Source organism: Bacillus pumilus (assembly GCF_009937765.1).
In the GTDB taxonomy this organism is placed as follows: Bacteria; Bacillota; Bacilli; order Bacillales; family Bacillaceae; genus Bacillus; species Bacillus pumilus_O.
The window spans coordinates 617,623-638,932 of record NZ_CP047089.1 but is presented as its reverse complement, the minus strand read 5'-3'; the positions used below and the strand labels follow the sequence as shown (position 1 = coordinate 638,932).

Genomic DNA, 21,310 nt, shown 5'->3' with positions numbered 1-21,310 from the left:
TCGTGCAAAATGATGGACTGTGTATCCTAGTATGATGAAAAAATGATAGCAGATTCAAAAGCTGCCAAGTCCATGTTCAATTATAACATTAAAGAAAGTAGATGTGGAACGAGGAGACGCGGACGGGCTGTCCAAGTTTTCATCGCTTTTTCATGATGCCCTTCCGCGTGTGAAAATATAAATGTTCATCAAGTAAAGACAGACTGGCAATGATCGTATAGACCCGCAAATTTTGATATAATAGAAGTTCCAATGTGAAAAATGGAGTTCATTGAAGGAGCGTGTGATAAATATGTTTTTCTCGACAAATGAATTGCAACATAAAGATACACTGGCGATCGGACTTTTTCAAAAGAGCCAATTATCAGGAAAAGCAAAAGAAATGGATGAATTACTTGAAGGACGAATCACTGAATTATTAAAAGAAGGCGATATTTCATCTAAACGAAATCAGCTTTCGAAGTTTTTCCCATCCCCTGAAACAGGCATCAAACGCATTTATTTTGTCGGCCTTGGGAAGGAATCAGATTACACGTTTGAAGAGGCAAAAGAAGGTTTTGCGCATTTATTTAGAAAGCTTCATCAAGATAAAAAGCAAGCGGTTTCGGTTTTACTGGATACGTTTATTGGAAAGGATTTGCCTGCCCAAGATGCAGCCCATACCCTTTCTGAAAGCTGCCTTTTAGCTACATATGAATTACAAGATTTTAAACATAAAACAAATGAACCGGATCGCTTTATTGAGTTTGTTTATGCAATGACGGATCATGATACGACTGAAATTCAGGCAAGTCTGAAAGTGGGCGAGGTCTACGGACAGTCCGTCAATTCGGCTCGTACCCTCGTGAACATGCCGCCGAATATGCTCACATCCTCTGATCTGGCTTCGTACGCGGCAGAGCTTGCATATAAATACGAATTTGAAATTGAAATTTTAGATAAAGAACAAATGGAAGAGCTCGGAATGGGCGGGATTCTAGCTGTCAATAGAGGCTCAACAGAACCACCAAAGCTCATCGTTCTGAAATATCAAGGCAAGGAAGAATGGACGGACGTGATTGGGCTTGTCGGTAAAGGCATCACATATGATACCGGTGGCTATTCATTAAAGCCAAGAGCCAGTATGATTGGGATGAAAACTGATATGGGCGGCTCAGCGTCTGTTTTAGGTGCCATGGAAATCATCGGTGAACTGCGCCCAGAGCAAAATGTCATTGCTGTCATTGCTTCAACCGATAATATGATCTCAGCTGATGCCATGAAACCGGATGACGTCATTGTGTCGCTTAGTGGTAAAACAATCGAGGTACTGAATACGGATGCAGAGGGTCGTTTTGTTTTAGCAGATGGGGTGACATATGCGAAACAGCACGGTGCCTCTGTTCTTATAGACGTGGCGACATTAACCGGCGGAGTCATTGTGGCACTTGGAAATGAGACAACAGGCGTCATGACGAATAACGATGAACTGTATGCCCAGTTTAAAGAGGCATCAGAAGAATGCGGAGAAATGATTTGGCAGCTGCCAATCACCGAAAAAGATAAAAAGCGCGTACGAAACAGCAAAATGGCGGATCTCAATAACTCACCAGGCCGTGATGGACATGCGATCATGGCAGGAGCATTCATTGGTGAATTCGCTGAGAATACGCCTTGGGTTCACTTGGATATTGCAGGAACAGCCACAACAGAAAAGCCTTCATGCTTTGGGCCAACAGGTGCGACAGGTGTGATGGTACGGTCATTGGCCACCTTTGTGGAAAGATTTGAAGGTAAGAAATAAAGGATGAGGCTCTGCCAACTGGCGGGGCCTTTTTTATGTAGGCCATACGCCATTTGACGAAGAAAATTTTCTATGGTAACATACGTTGGTACTTTAATTATCTACTACATTAGTAAACTAAAGGATTTCGGGGGTTTCATCATGAATGCAGTTGTGATAGCGGTTCTTTTAATGTTGATATTAAGCTTGCTGCGGGTCAATGTGGTTATTGCCCTAGCACTTGGTGCTTTAGCTGGCGGACTTGCAGGTGGATTAGGCCTTGGAGGAACAGTTGAAGCCTTTACGGATGGTCTCGGAGGAAATGCGACAGTGGCGATTAGTTATGCGCTATTAGGGGCATTTGCTGCGGCGCTGACGAAAACAGGTCTTCCAGACGCCATGGTTGAAGGGGCAGTGAAGCTTCTAGGAAAAGAAGGCGACTCAAGAAGAAAAACATTATCAAAAGTACTGATCATTCTTGTGATTTTGATCGTATCTTGTTTTTCACAAAACGTCGTTCCAGTTCACATTGCCTTTATTCCAGTCTTAATTCCGCCATTATTAAAAGTGTTTAACGAGCTTCAAATTGACCGCAGACTGCTAGCGTGTGTCATGACCTTCGGACTCACTGCACCATATATTTTACTTCCAGTCGGTTTTGGACAGATTTTCCACGGAATGCTTCGTGATAACATGAAAGAGGCAGGATTAACTGTACAATTATCAGATGTTCCACTAGCCATGCTTATTCCTGTAGGGGGCATGATGCTCGGACTTCTTATTTCACTTTTCGTGTATCGGAAACCAAGGGTATATGAGGATCGAGATATCACGGACGTAGAAAAATCAGCTTATACGAAAAAGAGTTTATTGCTTGCAGTGCTGGCTATCCTTGTTTCACTTATTGTCCAGCTTTATTTATCTCAAAGCCTTGGTGTGGAAGGTATGATCTTCGGTGCACTGGCAGGCCTTCTTGTTCTGTTTGCCACAGGCATGATGAAACGAGATGAAGCGGATGCGCTAATTACTTCCGGTATGAATATGATGGCATTTATCGGCTTTGTCATGCTTGTAGCGGCTGGGTTTGCCAACGTATTAACGAAAACAGGAGATATTGAACAACTAGTGAAAGCATCTTCTCAGTTCATTGGAAACAATCAAAGCGTAGCGGCCATTTTAATGCTATTAGTTGGTTTACTTGTGACAATGGGGATCGGTTCATCCTTTGCGACGATTCCAATCATTACAACCATTTTTGTTCCGTTATGTATGCACCTAGGATTTAGCCCACTAGCTACCATTGCTATTATTGGTTCAGCTGCGGCTGTTGGGGATGCAGGTTCACCTGCAAGTGACAGTACGCTTGGACCGACATCTGGATTGAATATGGATGGACAGCATCACCACATTTGGGGTACTTGTGTTCCAACCTTCGTATTTTATAATGTTCCGCTTGTCCTATTCGGCTGGCTTGCGGCAATTATTCTTTAACATGAAAGCTTGTAGAGAAAACGTTGTTTTTTCTATAAGCTTTTTTGTGTGATGTTTTTTCATTTATTTACTTTGTGAAGATTGAAAATAATTAGGACTAAAGTATGAATGAAATGAATCTTTCTTTCTCTTTCTTACGTATATATGCTGATAAAAATGAAAAGGGGAAGATGCGAGATGTCATTTTTTAAAAAGCTAGCGGCAAGTGCTGGGATTGGTGCAGCGAAAGTAGATACCATTTTGGAGAAAAACGCCTATTATCCAGGACAAGATGTAAGGGGAACCGTCCATGTAAAGGGCGGGAAAATCTCTCAGGACATTCGCTATATCAATGTCAAGATTCAAACACAGTATGTGATTGTAAAAGATGATGAAGAGCATAGAAAATATGTGAATATCTTTACTTTACGGGTGACGGATTCTTTTACCATCCAGCCTGAAGAAAAACATGAATTTCCGTTTTCATTTATTCTTCCTATCGATACCCCGATGACGATCGGAAAAGTAGAAATTGCAGTAATGACAGACCTTGATATCCAAGGCGGAATTGATAAATCGGACTATGACCGCATTTTCGTTGAAGCACATCCTTGGGTGAGAAATGTACTGGAGGCCACTAGAAATCTTGGCTTCCACCTGAACGAAGCAGACTGTGAGCAAGCCCCTTACTTCCAGCGCCGCCTGCCATTCGTCCAAGAATTCGAGTTCATTCCGACATCAGATGTCTATCGTTATATGCTTGATGAATTAGAGTTGATTTTTCTAATAGATGAAGGCGGCTTAGACATTGTGTTTGAAGTCGACCGCAGAGCAAGAGGCCTCAGAGGGTGGCTTGAGGAGATGTATAACGATGGAGAACAGCTGGTACGCTATCGTTTCAGTCCAGCAGATCTTGAAGATATAGAAGTGCTTGAAGGGATGCTAGAAGGAATCATCGATCAATACGCAGAGTAATGATGAAAAAAGAGCCTAATGCATCAGGCTCTTTTTTTCTATGATCAATGTCTGCCCTTATGATGCAGCTTGTTGTTTTCGAAAGGACGTGGCTTTTGAAACAGAGCGATAAATTTTAGGTGCCAGCATCGCAAGTAATATCGTCAATGCGTAATCTTTCACCATAAACCAGATCATAAAGAACCACGTGGTTTGATAAGAAATCGGAGCATTCAGCCACACATTTAATGCGAAGTACGTATAAGTCGTTCCGATCAGATACATGACGGTCGTACCAGCAATAGCTGCAAGTAAAAAGAGGCCAAATCCAGGATTTTTTCTTTTTTCTAAGATGAATCCAGCTAGCCAAGCAGCAGGAATATACGATAAGACAAAACCACCGCTTTTGCCTAAAATCACCCCAAAGCCTGCTGAGAACTGTGCGAATACAGGTGCGCCAGCAATTCCAACCAAGGCATATACAATCATCGCTAATGCGCCAAGCCGTCTGCCAAGCAAAAGACCAGCAAGTACGCAAAAAAACGGCTGCATCGTAAGTGGAATTCCGCCGACCTGTAAAAACGGTACAATGGATGTGATATTCGCTCCAATCGCCATGAGTGCAGCAAACATTCCGACTAATACAAAATCAGCGGTTCTTGTTTTCTGTTGCATGATGTTTCCCCCTGTCTTATCTGTACAAATAGATTAAGGGGATGAGGGTTATTTGTCAACCTGTTTTTTATATTAGTTAACAATAAAACCCGCCCATCAAAAGGGCGGGTCTGTATTAAGCTTCTGTCATAGAAGACGCATCAATCGCTTGATGAACAGGCACATAATCATAGCCAAGATCACGTGCGACTGCTTCATATGTGATATGTCCGTTCATGACATTCACACCTTCTGCAATGGTTTTGTTTTCTTGAATAGCTTTTGCAGCGCCTTTATGAGCAATTTGCAGCGCATATGGAACGGTGACATTTGTTAAAGCAACAGTCGATGTCCGTGGAACGGCTCCAGGCATATTGGCGACAGCATAATGTAAAATACCGTGTTTTTCATAAGTAGGCTGATCATGTGTTGTGATATGATCGATTGTTTCGACAATGCCGCCTTGGTCTATGGCTACGTCTACGATGACGGAACCAGGCTTCATTTGTTTGACCATTTCTTCCGTCACAAGCGTCGGTGCTTTGGCACCTGGGATCAATACCGCACAAATGAGAAGGTCTGCCTCGCTGACTGAATCGGCGATGTTGACAGGGTTAGACATTAACGTTTTCATTTGATGACCAAATTGATCGTCCAGCTGACGTAAGCGTTCTGCGTTTACGTCAATCAGAGTGACATCTGCGCCAAGTCCAATCGCCATTTTCGCTGCGTTTGTTCCAACAACACCGCCGCCTATAATCGTGACCTTTCCTCTTGATACCCCTGGTACGCCTGCGAGCAAGATGCCTTTACCGCCTTTTGGCTTTTCTAAAAATTGTGCGCCGATTTGAGCGGCCATTCTACCTGCCACTTCAGACATAGGTGTTAAGAGAGGGAGTGATTTTCCGTCCGTTACTGTTTCATAAGCAATAGCTGTGACGCCTTTTTGTTTTAAAGCTTCAGCCAAGGAGGGCTCTGCCGCAAGATGCAGGTACGTAAATAAGATGAGTCCTTCTCTGAAATATGAATATTCCTCAGGTAATGGTTCTTTTACCTTCATGATCATATCAGAAGACGCCCACACATCTTTCGCGTGATCAAGAATTTCTGCACCAACAGATACATAATCGTCATCAGTGAATCCGCTTCCAAAACCAGCGTTTGTTTCAATCAAAATCTGATGTCCAGCTGAAAGTAATTGAGAAGCTGCTCCTGGTGTTAATGCCACTCGGTTTTCATTGTTCTTAATCTCTTTCGGAATGCCGATGATCATGTTTATTCCTCCCATGCTTATCTATTCATATTGTATGTCTAGTGTATCCTGAATGTTTAAAAAATGCTTCGGTTGAAATAAAAAATAAAAAAACGCCTCTTTGTGAAATTTCACAAATGGACGTTTTTTAGCTTCATATCAAGGTATATGGTCATTTTCTCATTCATGTTTTTTAAATCGATTTCTGCAATGTCTGTAATACGTTTTAATCTGTAATTCAATGTATTGATGTGGATGTTTAATTGCTTTGCCGCAATATTGGCATTGCTATCACAGTCAATAAACCGTTCAAGGGTTTCAACTAGGTTGGAATGATGCCTCAGGTCGTAATCTTCCAGCTTTGATAAAGAGTAACTGGAGTAAGATGAGCCCCTTCGTTTTTCAGCGAGGACATCTAAATATTGATAAATACCGAGTTCAGAAAAACTGTGTAAACGTTCGGTTTCAACAGGGAAGCGCTCCTTTGTTTTTAATACAGCGAGTGCTTCTTTATAGGATGGCTGAATATGAGAGATGTTATCGTAAATCCCACCAATCGCTGCTTGAACGTGATGGATATGATAACGGTCAGACAGCTGCTGCAGCATGCCGCTTGTGAATTGTTTAATATCCTGCAGCGGGTGCTCTGTTTTTGGTGAGACAAGAATAATGAATTCGTGAAAATCCACAGTCGTTAACAACACTTGGACTTGCTGCGTTGTTTCAAGTAAATAAGATAGCTTTTTTTCTGTGTCATCTGTGAGTTCGTCACGAAGCCGGAAGATGATGATGGCATACGTGTCTGGACATCTGATACCGAGTCTTAAAAATAGGTCGAGCATCTCATCTTTTTCATGAATATGACCAGTGAGCATCTTCCAAAAAAGTTCCTGATTGCGTTCCTCTGTTTTCGATTTGCGAATTTGTAAGTTAAGTAATTTGTTTTTTACAGCATGTGCTGCCATCTTCAGAAGGTCCATGTCTTCTTCTGAAAAAGGTTGTGTGGATTCAATTGCCCAGATAAAACCGAGTACTTCTTTGTCCTTCCAGATTGAAATGGCAACCCTGCTAGATAAACCCACCTCTGCAATTTGAGGGACACGAAGCGGTTCGTCTGTTTTAAGAAGTGTAGGAATGATGCCGTCCTTCCAAAGCCGATTAATGACTTTTTCCGGTACACGGCGGGAGATAATGGTTGAAGTTCTGGCGGGATCCGTAAAATCATTATGTGTACTATAGGCCAACAATCGATGATGCGTATCTTCTATAGTAATAGGGCAATTGAGCACATCACTAATTTGGTCTGCCACATCCTCTAAACGATCAAGACTATACTTAAATGGATCTGTCTTTTTTTTCATAAAAACCCCTGCTTTTTCGAATATTTCACGTACTTACATTATGAAGAGAAAGCGGTACGTAAATCAATAACAAAATGCCAGAAATTAAAAAAAGAGATCGCTATGAGAAGCGAGCGCATCATGCTGAAAGAAGGCGAAAAAGAAATAGTACAATAATAACGTAGTAATAAATCAATAGGCGGAAAGATTCAGTGATGTGTGTCTACTCTTATTAAGAATATATGACCAAAAAAATGTTAAATACTAGATAAAAAGCGAAAATACAGTAATTCTATAGACTCATTTTGTAAAATAAAAACAGATTTGTTTGACTGTGTATCATTTCTGTTTTTATAATAATAACGTTAAAAAATAAGTGGATTAGCCCATTATATGGCGGCTATGCACGGGAGGTAATGAGGAATATGTCAGGAATTATTCGCGTAACCCCAGAAGAACTAAGAGCGACCGCTAAGCAATATGGTGTTGAAAGTCAAGAAGTGTTAAACCAAGTTGATCGTCTAAATAGAATGATCTCAGATTTAAAAGGTATGTGGGAAGGTGCTTCTAGTGAAGCGTTTGCTGATCAATACGAGCAGTTAAAGCCTTCATTCATCAAAATGTCTGATCTATTAACAGATGTCAGCAATCAGCTTGATCAAACGGCAAATACACTTGAAAGCACTGACCAAGACATCGCCAGCCAAATCCGCGGCTAATCAAAGGGAATTCCTTTCTAAGTGTGAAAAGCAGAAAAAGCGCCGAGTCTGTCAATGGATGCCGGCGCTCTTTCTATTTTGTGAGGTGGAAATTTGTGTATATCGATATTACCATCGACTTAAAAAATTATGATGGCAGTGTGTTTGATTTGAGACTATCAAATTATTTACATATTAAACAAGTCATCCATATCGCCTGGCAGGCAAAACAAATCTCACTTCCTAAGCGAGAAGGCGGCTGGGTGCGAGTAGTCAATAAGAAAGCTGTGTTTTCAGGCGAATATAAGCTGTCAGACTGTGGAATCACCACAGGAGACAGGCTGGAAATACTATGAAAGGACTTTTGTAAATGGCAGATAAAAAGAGTTCCTATTTAGAAGAACAATTAGAAGCAGTGATGAAAAAAGAGGGCGGCATCTACAGCTTCATTTTTCAAAGAGAGACCATTAAACTCTTAGACGGTTTAGAAGCGGCACCGATCAAAGACATCAACCCTTCATTTAAAAAAGAGATTCAATTAACTGAAGATGAGGTCATTATTTCTATTCAACCCCCTCCTGCCTATCAGGAATTTCGTTTCATCCATGCGAAGGATGAAAAAAGCAAATGGATTTTTTCATACCAGCTTGTCGATGCAGTGTGCAAACACGACGTGAAGCGGCTGCATCCTATTGTTTCTCCTGAAAACATTGTTTTTCATCAAGGCTTAGCTCCTGCATTTTTGCATTACGGCGTCAAAGAAAGCATCCCGCCATATGAAACGGATGAGCAACGTTTACTAAAAGAGGTCAAAGCCGTCATTCTTCGAGTGGTGGACCATGAGTACCAGTTTCAAGAATATGTGGCTTACAGCGAAACGCTGAAACTATCTGAATTGGCAAAAGAAATCAGCGAAACGCAGTCTCTGGAAGAATTGTCTGCCCTCATTCAGCAAAAGATCGAAGCGATTGAAACGAAAGAGAAAACGTTATTAACCATTCCGAAAAAGAAATGGAAGATCGAACGATATATCGGACTAGGTCTGCTTGTCCTATTAATTCCTGCATTGGTGTACACCATTTATACCTTCTTTTTTGCGATGCCGAAACAAGAAGCGTATGTGGAGGCAAACAAATATTATCTCAACAAACAGTACAGCCAAGTGGTGGATACGTTAGAAAAATATTCAGCCAATCAAATGCCGGTTTCCCTTCAATATGAACTGGCCATTTCGTATGTACAAACAAATCAAGGCAATCTGTTACTCGATCAACATAAAAAAGAAATCACAGATACATACACATTGCAGACTGATCCGCAATATTTTCTTTTCTGGATTCATATTGGACAAGGCAATAGCAAGGAAGCACTTGATATTGCACGTGTCCTTGGAGACGACCGGTACATATTTACGGCACTCGTCGCCTATCGCAATGACATTCAAAACGATGACAGTCTTTCTGCAGAAGAAAAACAAAAACAGCTAGATCCAATTATTAAGGAAATGGCGAAATATGAAGAAAAAGAAACAACGGAGACAAGCACCAATGACTCCTCAGGCGCAAGCCAAACAGATGAAGCTGCTGAACAAAAAGAGCAGTCAAAAGCTGATCAAGAGAAAAAAGAGAAAGAATCTGAAGTGAAAAAGAAAACCTCTCAGACGAAAAAAGATGAGAAAAAATAATTCTTTCGATACAACTGACAGTTGGTGCTGTCCTATGAGGAGGTGGAGCGTTTGAGTCTTCTTTGGGTTTTTTATGAGGAGGATTATCAAACCGTCCGTTTAGACGAGCAGTTCAATCGAGAAGCTGTGATTGGACCTGAAATAGAGCATACGGTGACAATCCCTTCACTTTCGTTTGATGAAGGAGTCATCCGTTTAACTCCCGATGAACCGAATGATGGCTTTTCCATTTATCAGGGTGAAGAGAAGAAAGGCACATTGCTTCCACATGAACCATATAAGCTTGGACCACTGACCCTTATTTTAATGGAAGCACATCATGATCAACACATTTATTACCTAGGAAATAGAGTCGAGCTGTCTTTTTCACGTGAGAAAAAAGATGAGATCGATGTGTGGAAAGAACAAGCGCATCCTATGTTTCAAGATGCGAACCAGTTTACTTTAGAGAAAATCGAAGGAACTTGGTATGTCATGCCTCAGGACGAAACGATTTATGTGAACGGGAAAAAAATTCACGGGCCAGAGCGAATTGATGCCGGGGATGAGTTGTTCTGGAACTTTCTAACGGTGACATTGAAAGATGATGATTTATTGCAGGTGACTGCATATGAACCCTTTCAAACACGTTTGGAAAAAACAAGAGCACCAAGCACAGAAACAAAACAAAAGTATCCTTTATATAGACGAACACCCCGTTTAATTTATGATCTGCCAGATGACCGGGTTTCCTTTAGCTTTCCTTCGCAGGAGAGTGAAAATAACAGCAGAGGGCTTTGGCTTGTTGTCCTCCCGCCACTTGTGATGCTTCTTGTGATGGGAATTGTTGCGCTTGTCCAGCCGCGCGGAATCTTTATTGTCGTGTCGATGGCAATGTTTATCATGACATTAATCACATCGTCTGTTCAATACTTTAAAGAGAAATCACAACGCAAAAGACGGGAAGAGAAACGGCAGAGAGTCTATTCTCTTTACTTAGAAAATAAACGAAAAGAGCTGCAAGAGCTCTACGACCGCCAGCAATATATTTTGACATATCATTATCCGTCATTTGAACAAATGAAGTATTTAACGTCAGAAATTAGCGGCCGAATTTGGGAAAAAACACTTGTGAGTGATGATTTCTTGCAGCTACGTCTTGGGACGGGTGCAGTCCCGTCAAGCTATGAACTATCGATGAGCGGCGGTGATATGGCCAATCGAGACATTGATGATTTAATGGAACAAACGCAGCACATGCAACAGGTTTATCGTGAAGTGAAGGATGTACCCATCACATTTGGTCTTGCCGATGGCCCAACTGGATTGATTGGAAAGCCAGCAATTGTAAAAAAGGAGCTTCATCAACTTGTCGGACAGCTTGCTTTCTCGCACAGCTATCATGATTTAAGATTTGTGTTTATTTTTCATGAGCAGGAGTATGAGAATTGGGAATGGATGAAATGGCTTCCGCATTTCCAGCTACCTCATACATACGGCAAAGGGTTTATTTACAACGAACAAACACGTGATCAGCTGTTGTCCTCGATTTATGAAATTTTACGTGAGCGTGATTTAGAAGAAGAAAAAGAGAAGAAGATCTTTACGCCTCACTTTGTGTTTATCGTGACAAATCATGAGCTCATTGCTGAACATGTGATTTTAGAGTATTTAGAAGGCAGCCGAACGGACCTTGGCATCTCCATTATTTTTGCTGCTGAAACAAAGGAAAGCTTAGCTGAAAATATCTCGACGCTTGTCCGTTATATTAACGAAGAAGAAGGAGATATTCTCATTCAGCACAAAAAAGCCGTCCGAATTCCATTTCAGCTTGATACACATGAGCGCATGGACAATGAGCTGTTTGCCAGAACGCTGAGAACATTAGATCATCAAGTTGGCATGACCAATTCGATTCCTGAAACGGTCTCTTTCCTTGATCTATTTCATGCCAAACAGGTAGAAGAGATCGGCATTCGTGATAAATGGCTCACATCAGAAACGGCCAAATCACTATCTGTACCAATCGGTTATAAAGGGAAAAATGACATTGTGGATCTGAACCTGCACGAAAAAGCACATGGCCCGCATGGTCTGTTGGCGGGAACAACAGGATCGGGGAAAAGTGAATTTTTACAGACGTACATTTTATCGCTCGCTGTACACTTTCATCCGCATGAAGTCGCTTTCCTATTGATTGACTATAAAGGAGGCGGAATGGCGCAGCCGTTCCGAAATATTCCTCATTTACTTGGCACGATCACCAATATTGAAGGCAGTAAGAACTTTAGTGAAAGGGCGCTTGCCTCAATTAAAAGTGAGTTGAAGAAAAGACAACGCTTGTTTGATCAATATCATGTGAATCACATCAATGATTATACGAAGCTCTATAAGGAGAAAAAGGCTGAACAGGCAATGCCTCATTTATTCTTAATCTCTGATGAGTTCGCCGAATTAAAAAGTGAAGAGCCCGACTTTATTAGAGAGCTTGTCAGTGCGGCACGTATCGGCCGAAGCCTCGGGGTTCATCTCATTTTGGCTACCCAAAAACCAGGCGGGGTCATCGATGATCAGATTTGGAGTAACTCCCGCTTTAAGGTCGCACTCAAAGTACAAGATGCGTCAGACAGTAAGGAGATATTGAAAAATAGTGATGCGGCGTCCATTACCGTGACAGGACGCGGCTACTTACAAGTAGGAAACAATGAAATTTATGAATTGTTCCAATCAGCTTGGAGCGGTGCGCCGTATATGGAAGATGGCTACGGATCAGAAGATGATATTGCCATTGTGACAGATACTGGGCTTATTCCGCTTTCAGGAGTTAGTACCGAACCGGCTGTCAAAAAAGAGACAGTGTCGGAGATTTCTGCTGTTGTAGATGAAATTGAACGTATGCAGCAGGAGCTTGGGATTGAGAAGCTCCCAAGTCCATGGCTTCCACCGCTCGAAGAACGGATTCCAAAATCACGTTATGCGTCGAGTGAAGAGCATGTCTTCCATTTTGCGCTTGTCGATGAGCCAGATCAGCAGAGCCAGCATCCACTTTCTTATCAAATGATGGAAGATGGGAACATTGGGATCTTTGGTTCCTCTGGCTACGGAAAATCACTTGCTGCAACAACACTCCTCATGAGCTTTGCGGAGAGATATTCACCAGAAGAATGGCATGCTTATATTTATGACTTCGGAAACGGAACATTGCTTCCATTAGCCAAGCTGCCACACACAGCAGATTATTTCTTAATGGATCAAATGAGAAAGATTCAAAAGTCGATGACGCGTCTGCGGGAAGAGGTTGAATACCGCAAGCGGTTATTCAGGCAGCAAGAAATGAGTCATATCAAAATGTACAACGCTTTAAATGAGAAAAAGCTCCCATTCATTTTCATCGTGATCGATAACTTTGACATAGTCAAAGACGAAATGCATGAACTTGAATCAGAATTTATCCAACTGAGCCGTGATGGACAATCATTAGGAATTTACTTCTTGATTACAGCAACTCGGGTAAACGCAGTCCGTCAATCTCTTATGAACAACTTGAAAACAAAGGTCGTCCATTACTTAATGGATCAAGGAGAGGCGTACTCGATTATTGGCAGACCGAAATTTAGCTTAGAGCCAATTCCAGGCCGCGTCATTATCAACAAAGAGGAGCTTTACTTTGCACAAATGTTCCTGCCAGTTGAAGGAGAGAACGATCTCGAGCTGTTTGAGCATTTGAAACAAGAGATCCAGCTTCTTCATGATCGCTTTGCATCAGCTGAAAAACCAAAACCTGTACCAATGCTTCCTGATAAACTAACCATTTGGGAGCTAGAGAGTCGCTTAGAAGAACAAAAACAGCCGTATGACATTCCAGTCGGACTAGATGAAGAATCTGTTGCACCTGTTTACTTTGACTTGAAGAAGAATAAACATTGCCTCATCATCGGTCAAACGCAGCGAGGAAAGACAAATGTGACAAAACTGATGCTTGATCAGCTATTAGCAGCAAAACCTGAGAAGCTAGCCGTCTTTGATTCGATAGATCGGGGTCTCTCTCATTACGCAAAAGAAGAGAACATTGATTACCTTGAAACAAAGGATGATATCACCGAATGGGCAGAGGAAATAGACCGTTTATTCAAGGGACGTGAAGAGGTGTACGTCGAAGCTGTGCGCCGTGGAGAGACTGATCAGTTGTCGTTTTCTCAAATTGTGCTTGTGATTGATGGCATTACACGTTTTCAGCAGACGATCGATCCGCGTCTTCAAGACCAATTGGCTGATTTCATGAAGTCATATGCACATCTAGGCTTTAGCCTGATCGCATCAGGGAATCATACCGAATTTAGCAAAGGCTATGATGCACTCACAAACGAAATCAAACAAGTTCGTCATGCCATGTTACTCATGAAAAAATCAGAACAAAACATCATACCGCTTCCGTATGCAAGACAAGAACCAGATATTCAGCCAGGTTTCGGATATTTGGTTGAAAACGGGAAAGAGAAGAAAATCCAAGTTCCTTTATGTGCGGTAGAAAGGAAGAGTGTTCAATGACAGAGCAGCAAAAAAGCTCCATCAAAATCATATCGACGATGATATTGATTCTGGTTCTGCCGGTTTTATTTTTCCACCTCATTGGAGATGATCCGGCAAAACAGAAAAAGAATGCCACACGTAATATTGCTGTGGTCAATGAGGATATGGGGGCGAGCGAAAGTGAAAACACCGCTCGTTTCGGACAAGATGTCGTCGCTGCCTTATCAGAGCGTCCAGATTATACATGGACTGTAGTGAACCGGAGTGCGGCGGAAAATGGATTGAAAAGCAGAAAGTATGACGCTGTCCTCTATATTCCGTCTGATTTCTCTAAAAATGTGCTGAGCTATGATAAAGACCATCCTGAGAAGGCATCCATTCAATTTTCCATTCAAGATCAGCTCAATTCAGTCAATAAAGAGAAAGTGCAAAGAGAGCTGGAAAATGCGCAGAAGAAAATGAATGAACAGATGTCGACGTTATATTGGAGTTTTGTATCACAGGAAATCGGCAATGTTAGAGAAGAGTTTGAGCATATTGTCGGCAAAGAAGTTGAATTCCAAAACACGATGTATAACTTCTATAAGCCGAACTCAAACAAACTATCAGATGCGGTTCAGCAACAGAAGAAACAAATAGAAGAATTAAAAAATGCAATGACCGACTCGCAGAAGCAATATAAAGACGGTCTGAGTACGACAGAAGAAGCAAAGAACCAGTTAAAGGATTTTGTAAAAGTAGTCGATCAATACCAGCAGTATCAAGACAAACAAAAGGACCTCTTGATCAAAGCGCAATCGACAAACCAAAAACAAATTCAGCAGGGGCTCAAACAGCTCGCTGATATTCAAAACCAAAATGCCCGCAGCTTCAGTGATCAAATGGGTGGACTCAAAACAGATATCAACGGAGTACAAAGTCAGTTAAACACAACGGACAGCGCCATCCAAACTGTTCAAAAGTCGAGAGAAGACGCTATTCCTAAGCAATCAACGGGATTAACGGAACTTGTAAAGACGTCTCAGGAAGAACTGATTAAAAAGTATGAAGACCGTTACTTAGAAGACTATCGAAATAAAATATCAGCCTTGCAGACAAAGCTATTGGCAAAAAGGCAAGAGTTGATGGACGAGCCTGAGCCTCCAGTTGATTCTGAAGATGACGGGCAATCAGATCAAGATAATGAAACCCCTGAAGAGATTGGAATTAACCTAGATGAAGAAACAAATGAGCTCTCGCAAATTTCAATAGAAATGAACGACCTTGCAGATCAATTAGTAGAACAGGAGACACCGCCTTCTTCTGAAGATGGGGAAGTAGGAGAAAATGATGAAAATCCTGCTCAGCCAGATACCGGCAGCAAGAATTCATCGCAGGATGACCTAAAAGCACTCTCAACTCGCTTAGATGAAGTGAAAAAGAAAATTCAAGAGAAAGCTTCCGCTCATAATGATGAATTAAAAGACAAAGTGAGTCAAATGAGTAAAGAGCTCGAGAAGCTTACGAAAAAAGTAGAAAAGCTTGAAAAGATGTTCCTATGGTTACAAGATCGATATAATGTGATTCCAAATGAAATCAAAAGCCAGGAATCCACTATTTTAAGCAAAGTAAAAGAGCTGAAACGCAGAAACTCACCGATTGGTGGAGCATTTAATGACAATCTTTTTGAGAAAAAATTCGAAACAAAATCAACAAGAACTAAAAAATTAATGGAGTATTCCAATCAACTCTCTCAGCTAGAGCTGATGATCGCAAACGTCTATCAACCATCTAATAACTCTTCTTTATATGACACAAAAGAAGAGAATATCCAGTCCATCCTCTCCATCAAAAAAGAGGAAACGGAAAACTGGGATACGCTCAAAAAACAAATGCTGACGTCAAACGATGATGTGTCTACTTTTATTGATGAGATGCAGAAGTTTTCAGATGGCTATGCAGAATACATTTCGACTCAGCAGGCAAGCATGGAACAGGAATTAAACACAATTTCTGAAAGTGCGGACAATGTTGCGGAGCAAATGGCTGATCAAGGAGATGCAGTGTATACAGCGGACCTTGCAGGCAGTTCAATTGTTGTCAGTGCGCAGGATTCAATTGGTCAAGAAGTGCTTCGACTTTCTGAAAATATGAGTTCGTTAACCGACCGCCAAAAAGGAGTGGCAGATTATACGAATAACATTGAAGAGAGTGTGACAACGGTCCAAGAAAAAGCGGATACGCTGAATGAAAACTGGAGCAAGAATGTTCATTCCACGAAACTTGTTCAGCAAGATTTGAAAGGTATTTTAGGAAACACATTAAGTGATCAAGGCAACAGCAACTATGTGTATAATCACTTAGCCAATCCGCTGAAAATCAGTGGTGATGTACCAGAAGAAAAAACGCAGACTGTACCCCCAGTGGTCATTTTGATCATTGTGATGATCAGTAGTTTGTTAATAGGCTTTTTCAGCTCGTATTATGCGGCCGCTCCGATGCTGGTGAAAGGTGCACTGTTTGGCATCTTAAATCTATTAGTCGGGCTCATGATCAGCTTATTTGGACTAAACATTTACAAGCTTGCAGATGATCAAGCGATTCAGTGGTCCATTTTCACGATTTTACTATTAGTGGCTTGTTCCGCCTTTATTCGCACGGCGTTCCTATTCGGCTCTATTGCCGGATGGATGGCAGCAACGGCGCTTATTTTCTTCTTTGTCGCACCATTAATTGATTTGGTGATGCCGAATTTCCATTTCACCAACCCAGTGACAGACGTGTACTTGTCCATCCAATATGGAAATGGAGATCACTTTGGAATGGGTGTGATAGGATTAATGATTTTAACTGTCCTCTTCATGGTCATCCCGTTTGTGACAAAGCTATGGAAAGATAAAACGGAGGAACGTGATGTGACTCATGAGGCTTAATCTGTTCGTGAAAGGGATGGCACTTGGTGTCATGTCCCTTTTTCTCCTCATTCCTGCTGCTTTCGCTGCTGGTGAAGATACGGATACAAACGTCAAGCCGAATGAATATCAAGAAAAAAAACTTGATATTAACTCAAGTATATTGAGGGATCAAACGAAATACGAACAAAGCAAAAAGACATCAACAGTTAAAACAGACATTCATTTTGCTGAACCGCCTAAAACTCCGGGAGGGTCTCTTTCACCGCAGCTTTTCAGTGATCTAAAAGAGAACCCGCCCAAAACATCAGCTCACATGATGGAAGAGATGAATATCTCTTTTCGTGATGCCGCAGTATCGACACCTTCTGGCGAAGATCAAGAGAAGCAGTCATCTGCACTGCTTCCGATCATCTTTGGTTTCTTCATCGTCTTTGGTATCGTTGTGATGTTTATTCTGATTCCAAAGGTCAATGTGAAGGCTGAAAAGAAATAGCCTGTCTCTTTAAAGGAGGCAGGCTTTTCTTTATGCAGATTGCTTGAAGTCGTACCGTTTCACTACGTAAAATAAGGTTATCAAGGGAGGAGATTGTCATTCGAATTTCAATCGTTACAGGCGGATCAAAAGGATTTGGTCTAGCACTTGTGAACCGGCTGCTTGCGCGCGGAGATTATGTGTACACAGCAGCAAGAAGTGCATCACCGATTTCTCATCCGAAACTTACACATACACAGGTCGATCTGACAGATGAGAAAGCAGCAGCCCAATGGCTTCAAGATTGTCTCGTGCCGCAAACACTGGCAGCAGCTGATGACATCTTATTTGTCAATAATGCAGGCATGGTGACCCCAATCAAGCGTGTGGGGCAAGGCGGACAGGATATGCTTCATCAGCATTATACGTTGAATCTTGTGATTCCTGTTTTGCTGAGTCATGTATTTGTTCAGCAGACTCAATCATTTAATGGAAAGAAAATGATCGTTCACCTTTCTTCTGGAGCGGCGAAAAATCCTTATAAAGGCTGGAGTGCGTATTGCAGCTCAAAGGCAGGGCTTGATATGTTTATGAGGACTTTGCATGAGGAGCAGAAGGACGAGGCATATCCAATTAACACGTTTTCATTTTCCCCAGGCACGATTGATACAGATATGCAGGGAGAGATTCGAAAATCATCAAAACAGGACTTCGAACAGATTGACCGTTTTCAGCAATTATATGAAACAGGCACACTAAAGAGTCCAGATGAAGTCGCATGTATTTTGCTTGATCTTTTAGCGGATGATCCAGCTGGCGGCGTCGTATATGATGCACGTGAGTATGGAAAAAAGCAGTCATAACGACTGCTTTTTTCCGTCTTGTACAAGCAAAACCGGCTGATTTGACATAAGCTAATCTTGAGACTCATAGAAAATATAACAGAACATTTGAGTTTCTTTTCAGAATATGTTAGGATGCTAAAAATATAGATAAGGAGGGGTTTCCATGAGAAAGGTTACATTAATGGATGTTTACACCCATCCAGTTGCTCAAAAATATTTAAATCGTTCAGGAAAAGCCCATGCGATTGCTTGTGCTTATCACGCATTCAAGCTGGCGATGAAGGCTGGAATTAATCCAGATCTGGCTGTGAAAGCAGCGCTCCTACATGACATTGGCCATTATGAATGGTATACAGCCGGCGGAGAATGGGATTACGAGACATATAGACGAAATGATATTCATGCCATTAAAGGTGCAGAGCGGGCACATAAACTACTCATACGGCTCGGCGAGGAACCAAAAGCAGCCAAGGATATTGCTCTTGCCATTCTGCTTCATACAGACTCATATTTGCCAGAGGGTGACCTTCATAAGGACACACTCCAACAAATTGTGAAGAAAGCAGATGAAATGGATGAAGAGCCAGGCGGGCACCATCATTACAGACAAATAGATGAATCACTCGCAATGAAAAAAATTGCCGATTTGGATCAGAAAGTGCAGCAGGCACTTCAGCCCATGAAACGCTCTGTTTAATATGGAATGTCACCATGAATCGTTCCGTGCTGATCGACATACATTGTGCGAATAACGGTACGGTTAAACGCAGATGTCCCTGACGTAGTGAGTCCAGTGTATTGTACCGTGACGGAATAGGCACCTTCTTTTTTCAATTGAATAGCTGATGAACTACTTGTTTTCACTGGATGATCCTTTTGTGCGTCTTTAAAGTAATTGGTTTCCACTGACTTGCTTAACCGTTTAATCAGACCGCTTGAATGGGTCGATGCACCCCCTGACTTCGAAGCAGCTTCTTTAATTTCTTCATTTAATGGTGAATCAAAAGATACAAGCAGCAAATAAGGAGCCATTTTTCCAGAGTTCGATTGAATCGTCCATTTTCCAGGAACGGGTTTATTGATTTTCACATGGTGTGAATATGCGCCTTCATATGGGAAAGAAGCTTCCGATGTCTTAAGATTTGTTAAGACGTCTCCATTTGGGGCTATGATTTCGGGCTGCGTCTCCTGCCTTTCATTTAACCACTGGATCGATAAGCCATTCGTTCCTTCCTCTACATAGAACACTTCTGTTTTATCCTTTTCACTTTCTCCACCTTTCACATAAACATCTGTATTGAGCTCAGCAGAGACGGGCTCTTGTTCCTCTTTAGGTTTATTTTCAGCGCTCGAGGCATTTGCCAGCAACTGATGCTGGAACACAGGAAACATACTTGTGCCGTTTTTGATTGAATAGTGATCCCATTTTCCAGTTAAGATATTGTTTGCATATGATAATTTTGTGCTGTTTACCGTGACGGCACCATCATTTGTACCAAAGCTCTTTAAATACATGCCGCCTAAATACAGCGCACCGCCAAATGTACCCCATTCTGAACCAGAGTAGGTGACATATTTATTGGGGAACGCCTCTAGCTGATCGGTTTCACTTCGAAAAGCTGCCATCAGACCAGTTTGCAAAGAATAAAGCGCTTCGCTTTTTTGTCCAAGAATTTGCGCGAGCCAGCCCCCACCCTTGCTATATGCTAGATCCGCAAGCGGTGTCCCGTTATGAGGAGAGCCAAGCGTAATGACCTTTTCCACATAGGGATGGGCTTTGAAATACACCAAGGCGGACTGTGTATCGATCCCTCCTTTACTATGACCAATCACAATGAGTTTTCTACCAAATGCGTCATAGATTTCTTTGAGCTTTTCCGCTAATAGTTTGCCGTTCTTTTTCATGTCCTGATCTGGGTGCAAATCTATGAATGCGCTTTCGTATCCATTCTGAACAGCCTGCTTTGCCATATCGTTTCGATTGGACCAAGTGGAGGAGGAGCTGTTAATACCATGAACAAAAACAAGTGGTGGTTTTGACCCGTCTTTTTGAATGGGCTCTTCTCCTTTATACCACTTTCCTGGCGTCCCTGGGGGATCTCCAATTGTCCCTGCATACACATAACTTGCAGAGGATAGAAAGAGCATGACAGCAACAATACAAATGAGTTTTTTCAAGACAATTCACCTCTTCAAATGATTTAAATTGTTGGCAGCACCAATCTATTATACTTCTAAAAAATGTAAAAACGTACAATTGTTAAAATATGGTATTAATGTTGTGTGGTTGCCATGAGTGACATTCACATGGGTTCATGCATACGCTGTGGGTAAATACACAAGTAAAGGGGCGGGTAGTATGGCACAACAAGGAAGTCCGCAGCTTGTTTCATTAGTTGATCCATATGTTTATCAAACATTGCAGAAAGTGGTCGGTATGAGATTAATTGTGCAAACAGTGAAAGATACGGTCCGTGGGAAATTGAAGGAAGTCATGCCGGATCATATTGTGATAGAAGCGGGGGCAAAATCAGTTTTTTATGTGCGGATCCAGCAAATCGTGTCGGTGATGCCTGATCACAGTGAAAGAGTGTAACAAGCAGACGCATAGGTGTCTGCTTTTTTTCATGCTTATAGAATGTATATCTGGGGAAAGTGCATGATATACCAATTGTTCTTTTTTTTTCAAAAAATGAGGTTCTAAAAACAAGAAGCAGTTGACAGAAGGTGGGTTGAATAGTAGTTTTTTAATAAGATCAATACGTAACAGGAGGAG

16 protein-coding genes are annotated in these 21,310 nt (G+C 41.7%); 12 read left to right on the top strand and 4 right to left on the bottom strand.

Going from position 1 to position 21,310, the window contains the following annotated elements:
* Positions 1-292: 292 nt before the first annotated feature.
* The 3 genes from GPS65_RS03175 (at position 293) to GPS65_RS03165 (ending at position 4,207) form a co-directional block, all read left to right on the top strand.
* Positions 293-1,783, top strand: a complete 1,491-nt coding sequence (locus GPS65_RS03175; protein WP_161985339.1) for a leucyl aminopeptidase — start codon at positions 293-295, stop codon at positions 1,781-1,783.
* Positions 1,784-1,924: 141 nt separating this feature from the next.
* Positions 1,925-3,253 carry a Na+/H+ antiporter family protein gene (locus GPS65_RS03170; RefSeq protein WP_012011128.1) on the top strand — a complete coding sequence of 443 codons (1,329 nt, stop codon included), beginning with the start codon at positions 1,925-1,927 and terminating at the stop codon, positions 3,251-3,253.
* 177 nt (positions 3,254-3,430) lie between these two features.
* Positions 3,431-4,207 (top strand): sporulation protein, encoded by a 777-nt coding sequence (locus GPS65_RS03165; protein ID WP_012011127.1) that lies wholly within the window; start codon positions 3,431-3,433, stop codon positions 4,205-4,207.
* A gap of 57 nt (positions 4,208-4,264) precedes the next feature.
* Here GPS65_RS03165 and GPS65_RS03160 read toward each other — a convergent pair whose 3' ends face one another.
* The 3 genes from GPS65_RS03160 to GPS65_RS03150 form a co-directional block, all read right to left on the bottom strand.
* Positions 4,265-4,861 (bottom strand): biotin transporter BioY, encoded by a 597-nt coding sequence (locus GPS65_RS03160; RefSeq protein ID WP_119125311.1) that lies wholly within the window; start codon positions 4,859-4,861, stop codon positions 4,265-4,267.
* A 115-nt stretch (positions 4,862-4,976) separates the two neighbouring features.
* Positions 4,977-6,113: an alanine dehydrogenase gene (ald, locus tag GPS65_RS03155; protein WP_119125310.1), complete on the bottom strand. Its 1,137-nt coding sequence runs from the start codon at positions 6,111-6,113 to the stop codon at positions 4,977-4,979.
* A gap of 110 nt (positions 6,114-6,223) precedes the next feature.
* Positions 6,224-7,453, bottom strand: coding sequence for a sporulation transcriptional activator AdeR (locus tag GPS65_RS03150; protein ID WP_012011124.1), 1,230 nt, complete (start codon positions 7,451-7,453; stop codon positions 6,224-6,226).
* A 404-nt stretch (positions 7,454-7,857) separates the two neighbouring features.
* Between GPS65_RS03150 and GPS65_RS03145 the strand changes: the two genes are divergently transcribed.
* The 8 genes from GPS65_RS03145 (at position 7,858) to GPS65_RS03110 (ending at position 19,231) form a co-directional block, all read left to right on the top strand.
* Complete coding sequence (locus GPS65_RS03145; RefSeq protein WP_003213769.1) at positions 7,858-8,151, top strand: WXG100 family type VII secretion target; 294 nt, start codon at positions 7,858-7,860, stop codon at positions 8,149-8,151.
* Between the two features lie 95 nt (positions 8,152-8,246).
* Positions 8,247-8,486, top strand: coding sequence for an ESX secretion system protein YukD (gene yukD / locus GPS65_RS03140; protein ID WP_003213579.1), 240 nt, complete (start codon positions 8,247-8,249; stop codon positions 8,484-8,486).
* A gap of 14 nt (positions 8,487-8,500) precedes the next feature.
* Complete coding sequence (gene essB, locus GPS65_RS03135; protein WP_119125309.1) at positions 8,501-9,814, top strand: type VII secretion protein EssB; 1,314 nt, start codon at positions 8,501-8,503, stop codon at positions 9,812-9,814.
* 51 nt (positions 9,815-9,865) lie between these two features.
* Entirely contained in the window at positions 9,866-14,341 is a 4,476-nt protein-coding gene (essC, locus tag GPS65_RS03130; RefSeq protein ID WP_119125308.1) for a type VII secretion protein EssC, read from the top strand.
* Complete coding sequence (gene esaA / locus GPS65_RS03125) at positions 14,338-17,235, top strand: type VII secretion protein EsaA (protein ID WP_119125307.1); 2,898 nt, start codon at positions 14,338-14,340, stop codon at positions 17,233-17,235. The genes essC and esaA overlap by 4 nt, the downstream gene beginning before the upstream one ends.
* Complete coding sequence (gene essA, locus GPS65_RS03120) at positions 17,225-17,710, top strand: type VII secretion protein EssA (RefSeq protein WP_088000849.1); 486 nt, start codon at positions 17,225-17,227, stop codon at positions 17,708-17,710. The genes esaA and essA overlap by 11 nt, the downstream gene beginning before the upstream one ends.
* Before the next feature lie 98 nt (positions 17,711-17,808).
* Positions 17,809-18,552 carry a (S)-benzoin forming benzil reductase gene (locus tag GPS65_RS03115; protein WP_162900874.1) on the top strand — a complete coding sequence of 248 codons (744 nt, stop codon included), beginning with the start codon at positions 17,809-17,811 and terminating at the stop codon, positions 18,550-18,552.
* Between the two features lie 145 nt (positions 18,553-18,697).
* The gene (locus GPS65_RS03110) at positions 18,698-19,231 is read left to right on the top strand and encodes an HD domain-containing protein (RefSeq protein WP_003212819.1); all 534 of its coding nucleotides are present in this window, start codon (positions 18,698-18,700) and stop codon (positions 19,229-19,231) included.
* On the opposite strand, the gene GPS65_RS03105 is transcribed toward GPS65_RS03110, so the two are convergent.
* Positions 19,228-20,712 carry an esterase/lipase family protein gene (locus tag GPS65_RS03105; RefSeq protein WP_119125305.1) on the bottom strand — a complete coding sequence of 495 codons (1,485 nt, stop codon included), beginning with the start codon at positions 20,710-20,712 and terminating at the stop codon, positions 19,228-19,230. The genes GPS65_RS03110 and GPS65_RS03105 overlap by 4 nt on opposite strands.
* 181 nt (positions 20,713-20,893) lie before the next feature.
* Between GPS65_RS03105 and GPS65_RS03100 the strand changes: the two genes are divergently transcribed.
* Positions 20,894-21,130: a YuzF family protein gene (locus tag GPS65_RS03100; RefSeq protein WP_003213721.1), complete on the top strand. Its 237-nt coding sequence runs from the start codon at positions 20,894-20,896 to the stop codon at positions 21,128-21,130.
* Positions 21,131-21,310: the final 180 nt, after the last annotated feature.

Coding starts and splice junctions, on each gene's coding strand:
- GPS65_RS03175 (WP_161985339.1), top strand. CDS start 293: ATGTTTTTCTCGACAAATGAATTGCAACATAAAGATACACTGGCGATC.
- GPS65_RS03170 (WP_012011128.1), top strand. CDS start 1,925: ATGAATGCAGTTGTGATAGCGGTTCTTTTAATGTTGATATTAAGCTTG.
- GPS65_RS03165 (WP_012011127.1), top strand. CDS start 3,431: ATGTCATTTTTTAAAAAGCTAGCGGCAAGTGCTGGGATTGGTGCAGCG.
- GPS65_RS03160 (WP_119125311.1), bottom strand. CDS start 4,861: ATGCAACAGAAAACAAGAACCGCTGATTTTGTATTAGTCGGAATGTTT.
- ald (WP_119125310.1), bottom strand. CDS start 6,113: ATGATCATCGGCATTCCGAAAGAGATTAAGAACAATGAAAACCGAGTG.
- GPS65_RS03150 (WP_012011124.1), bottom strand. CDS start 7,453: ATGAAAAAAAAGACAGATCCATTTAAGTATAGTCTTGATCGTTTAGAG.
- GPS65_RS03145 (WP_003213769.1), top strand. CDS start 7,858: ATGTCAGGAATTATTCGCGTAACCCCAGAAGAACTAAGAGCGACCGCT.
- essB (WP_119125309.1), top strand. CDS start 8,501: ATGGCAGATAAAAAGAGTTCCTATTTAGAAGAACAATTAGAAGCAGTG.
- esaA (WP_119125307.1), top strand. CDS start 14,338: ATGACAGAGCAGCAAAAAAGCTCCATCAAAATCATATCGACGATGATA.
- essA (WP_088000849.1), top strand. CDS start 17,225: ATGAGGCTTAATCTGTTCGTGAAAGGGATGGCACTTGGTGTCATGTCC.
- GPS65_RS03110 (WP_003212819.1), top strand. CDS start 18,698: ATGAGAAAGGTTACATTAATGGATGTTTACACCCATCCAGTTGCTCAA.
- GPS65_RS03100 (WP_003213721.1), top strand. CDS start 20,894: ATGGCACAACAAGGAAGTCCGCAGCTTGTTTCATTAGTTGATCCATAT.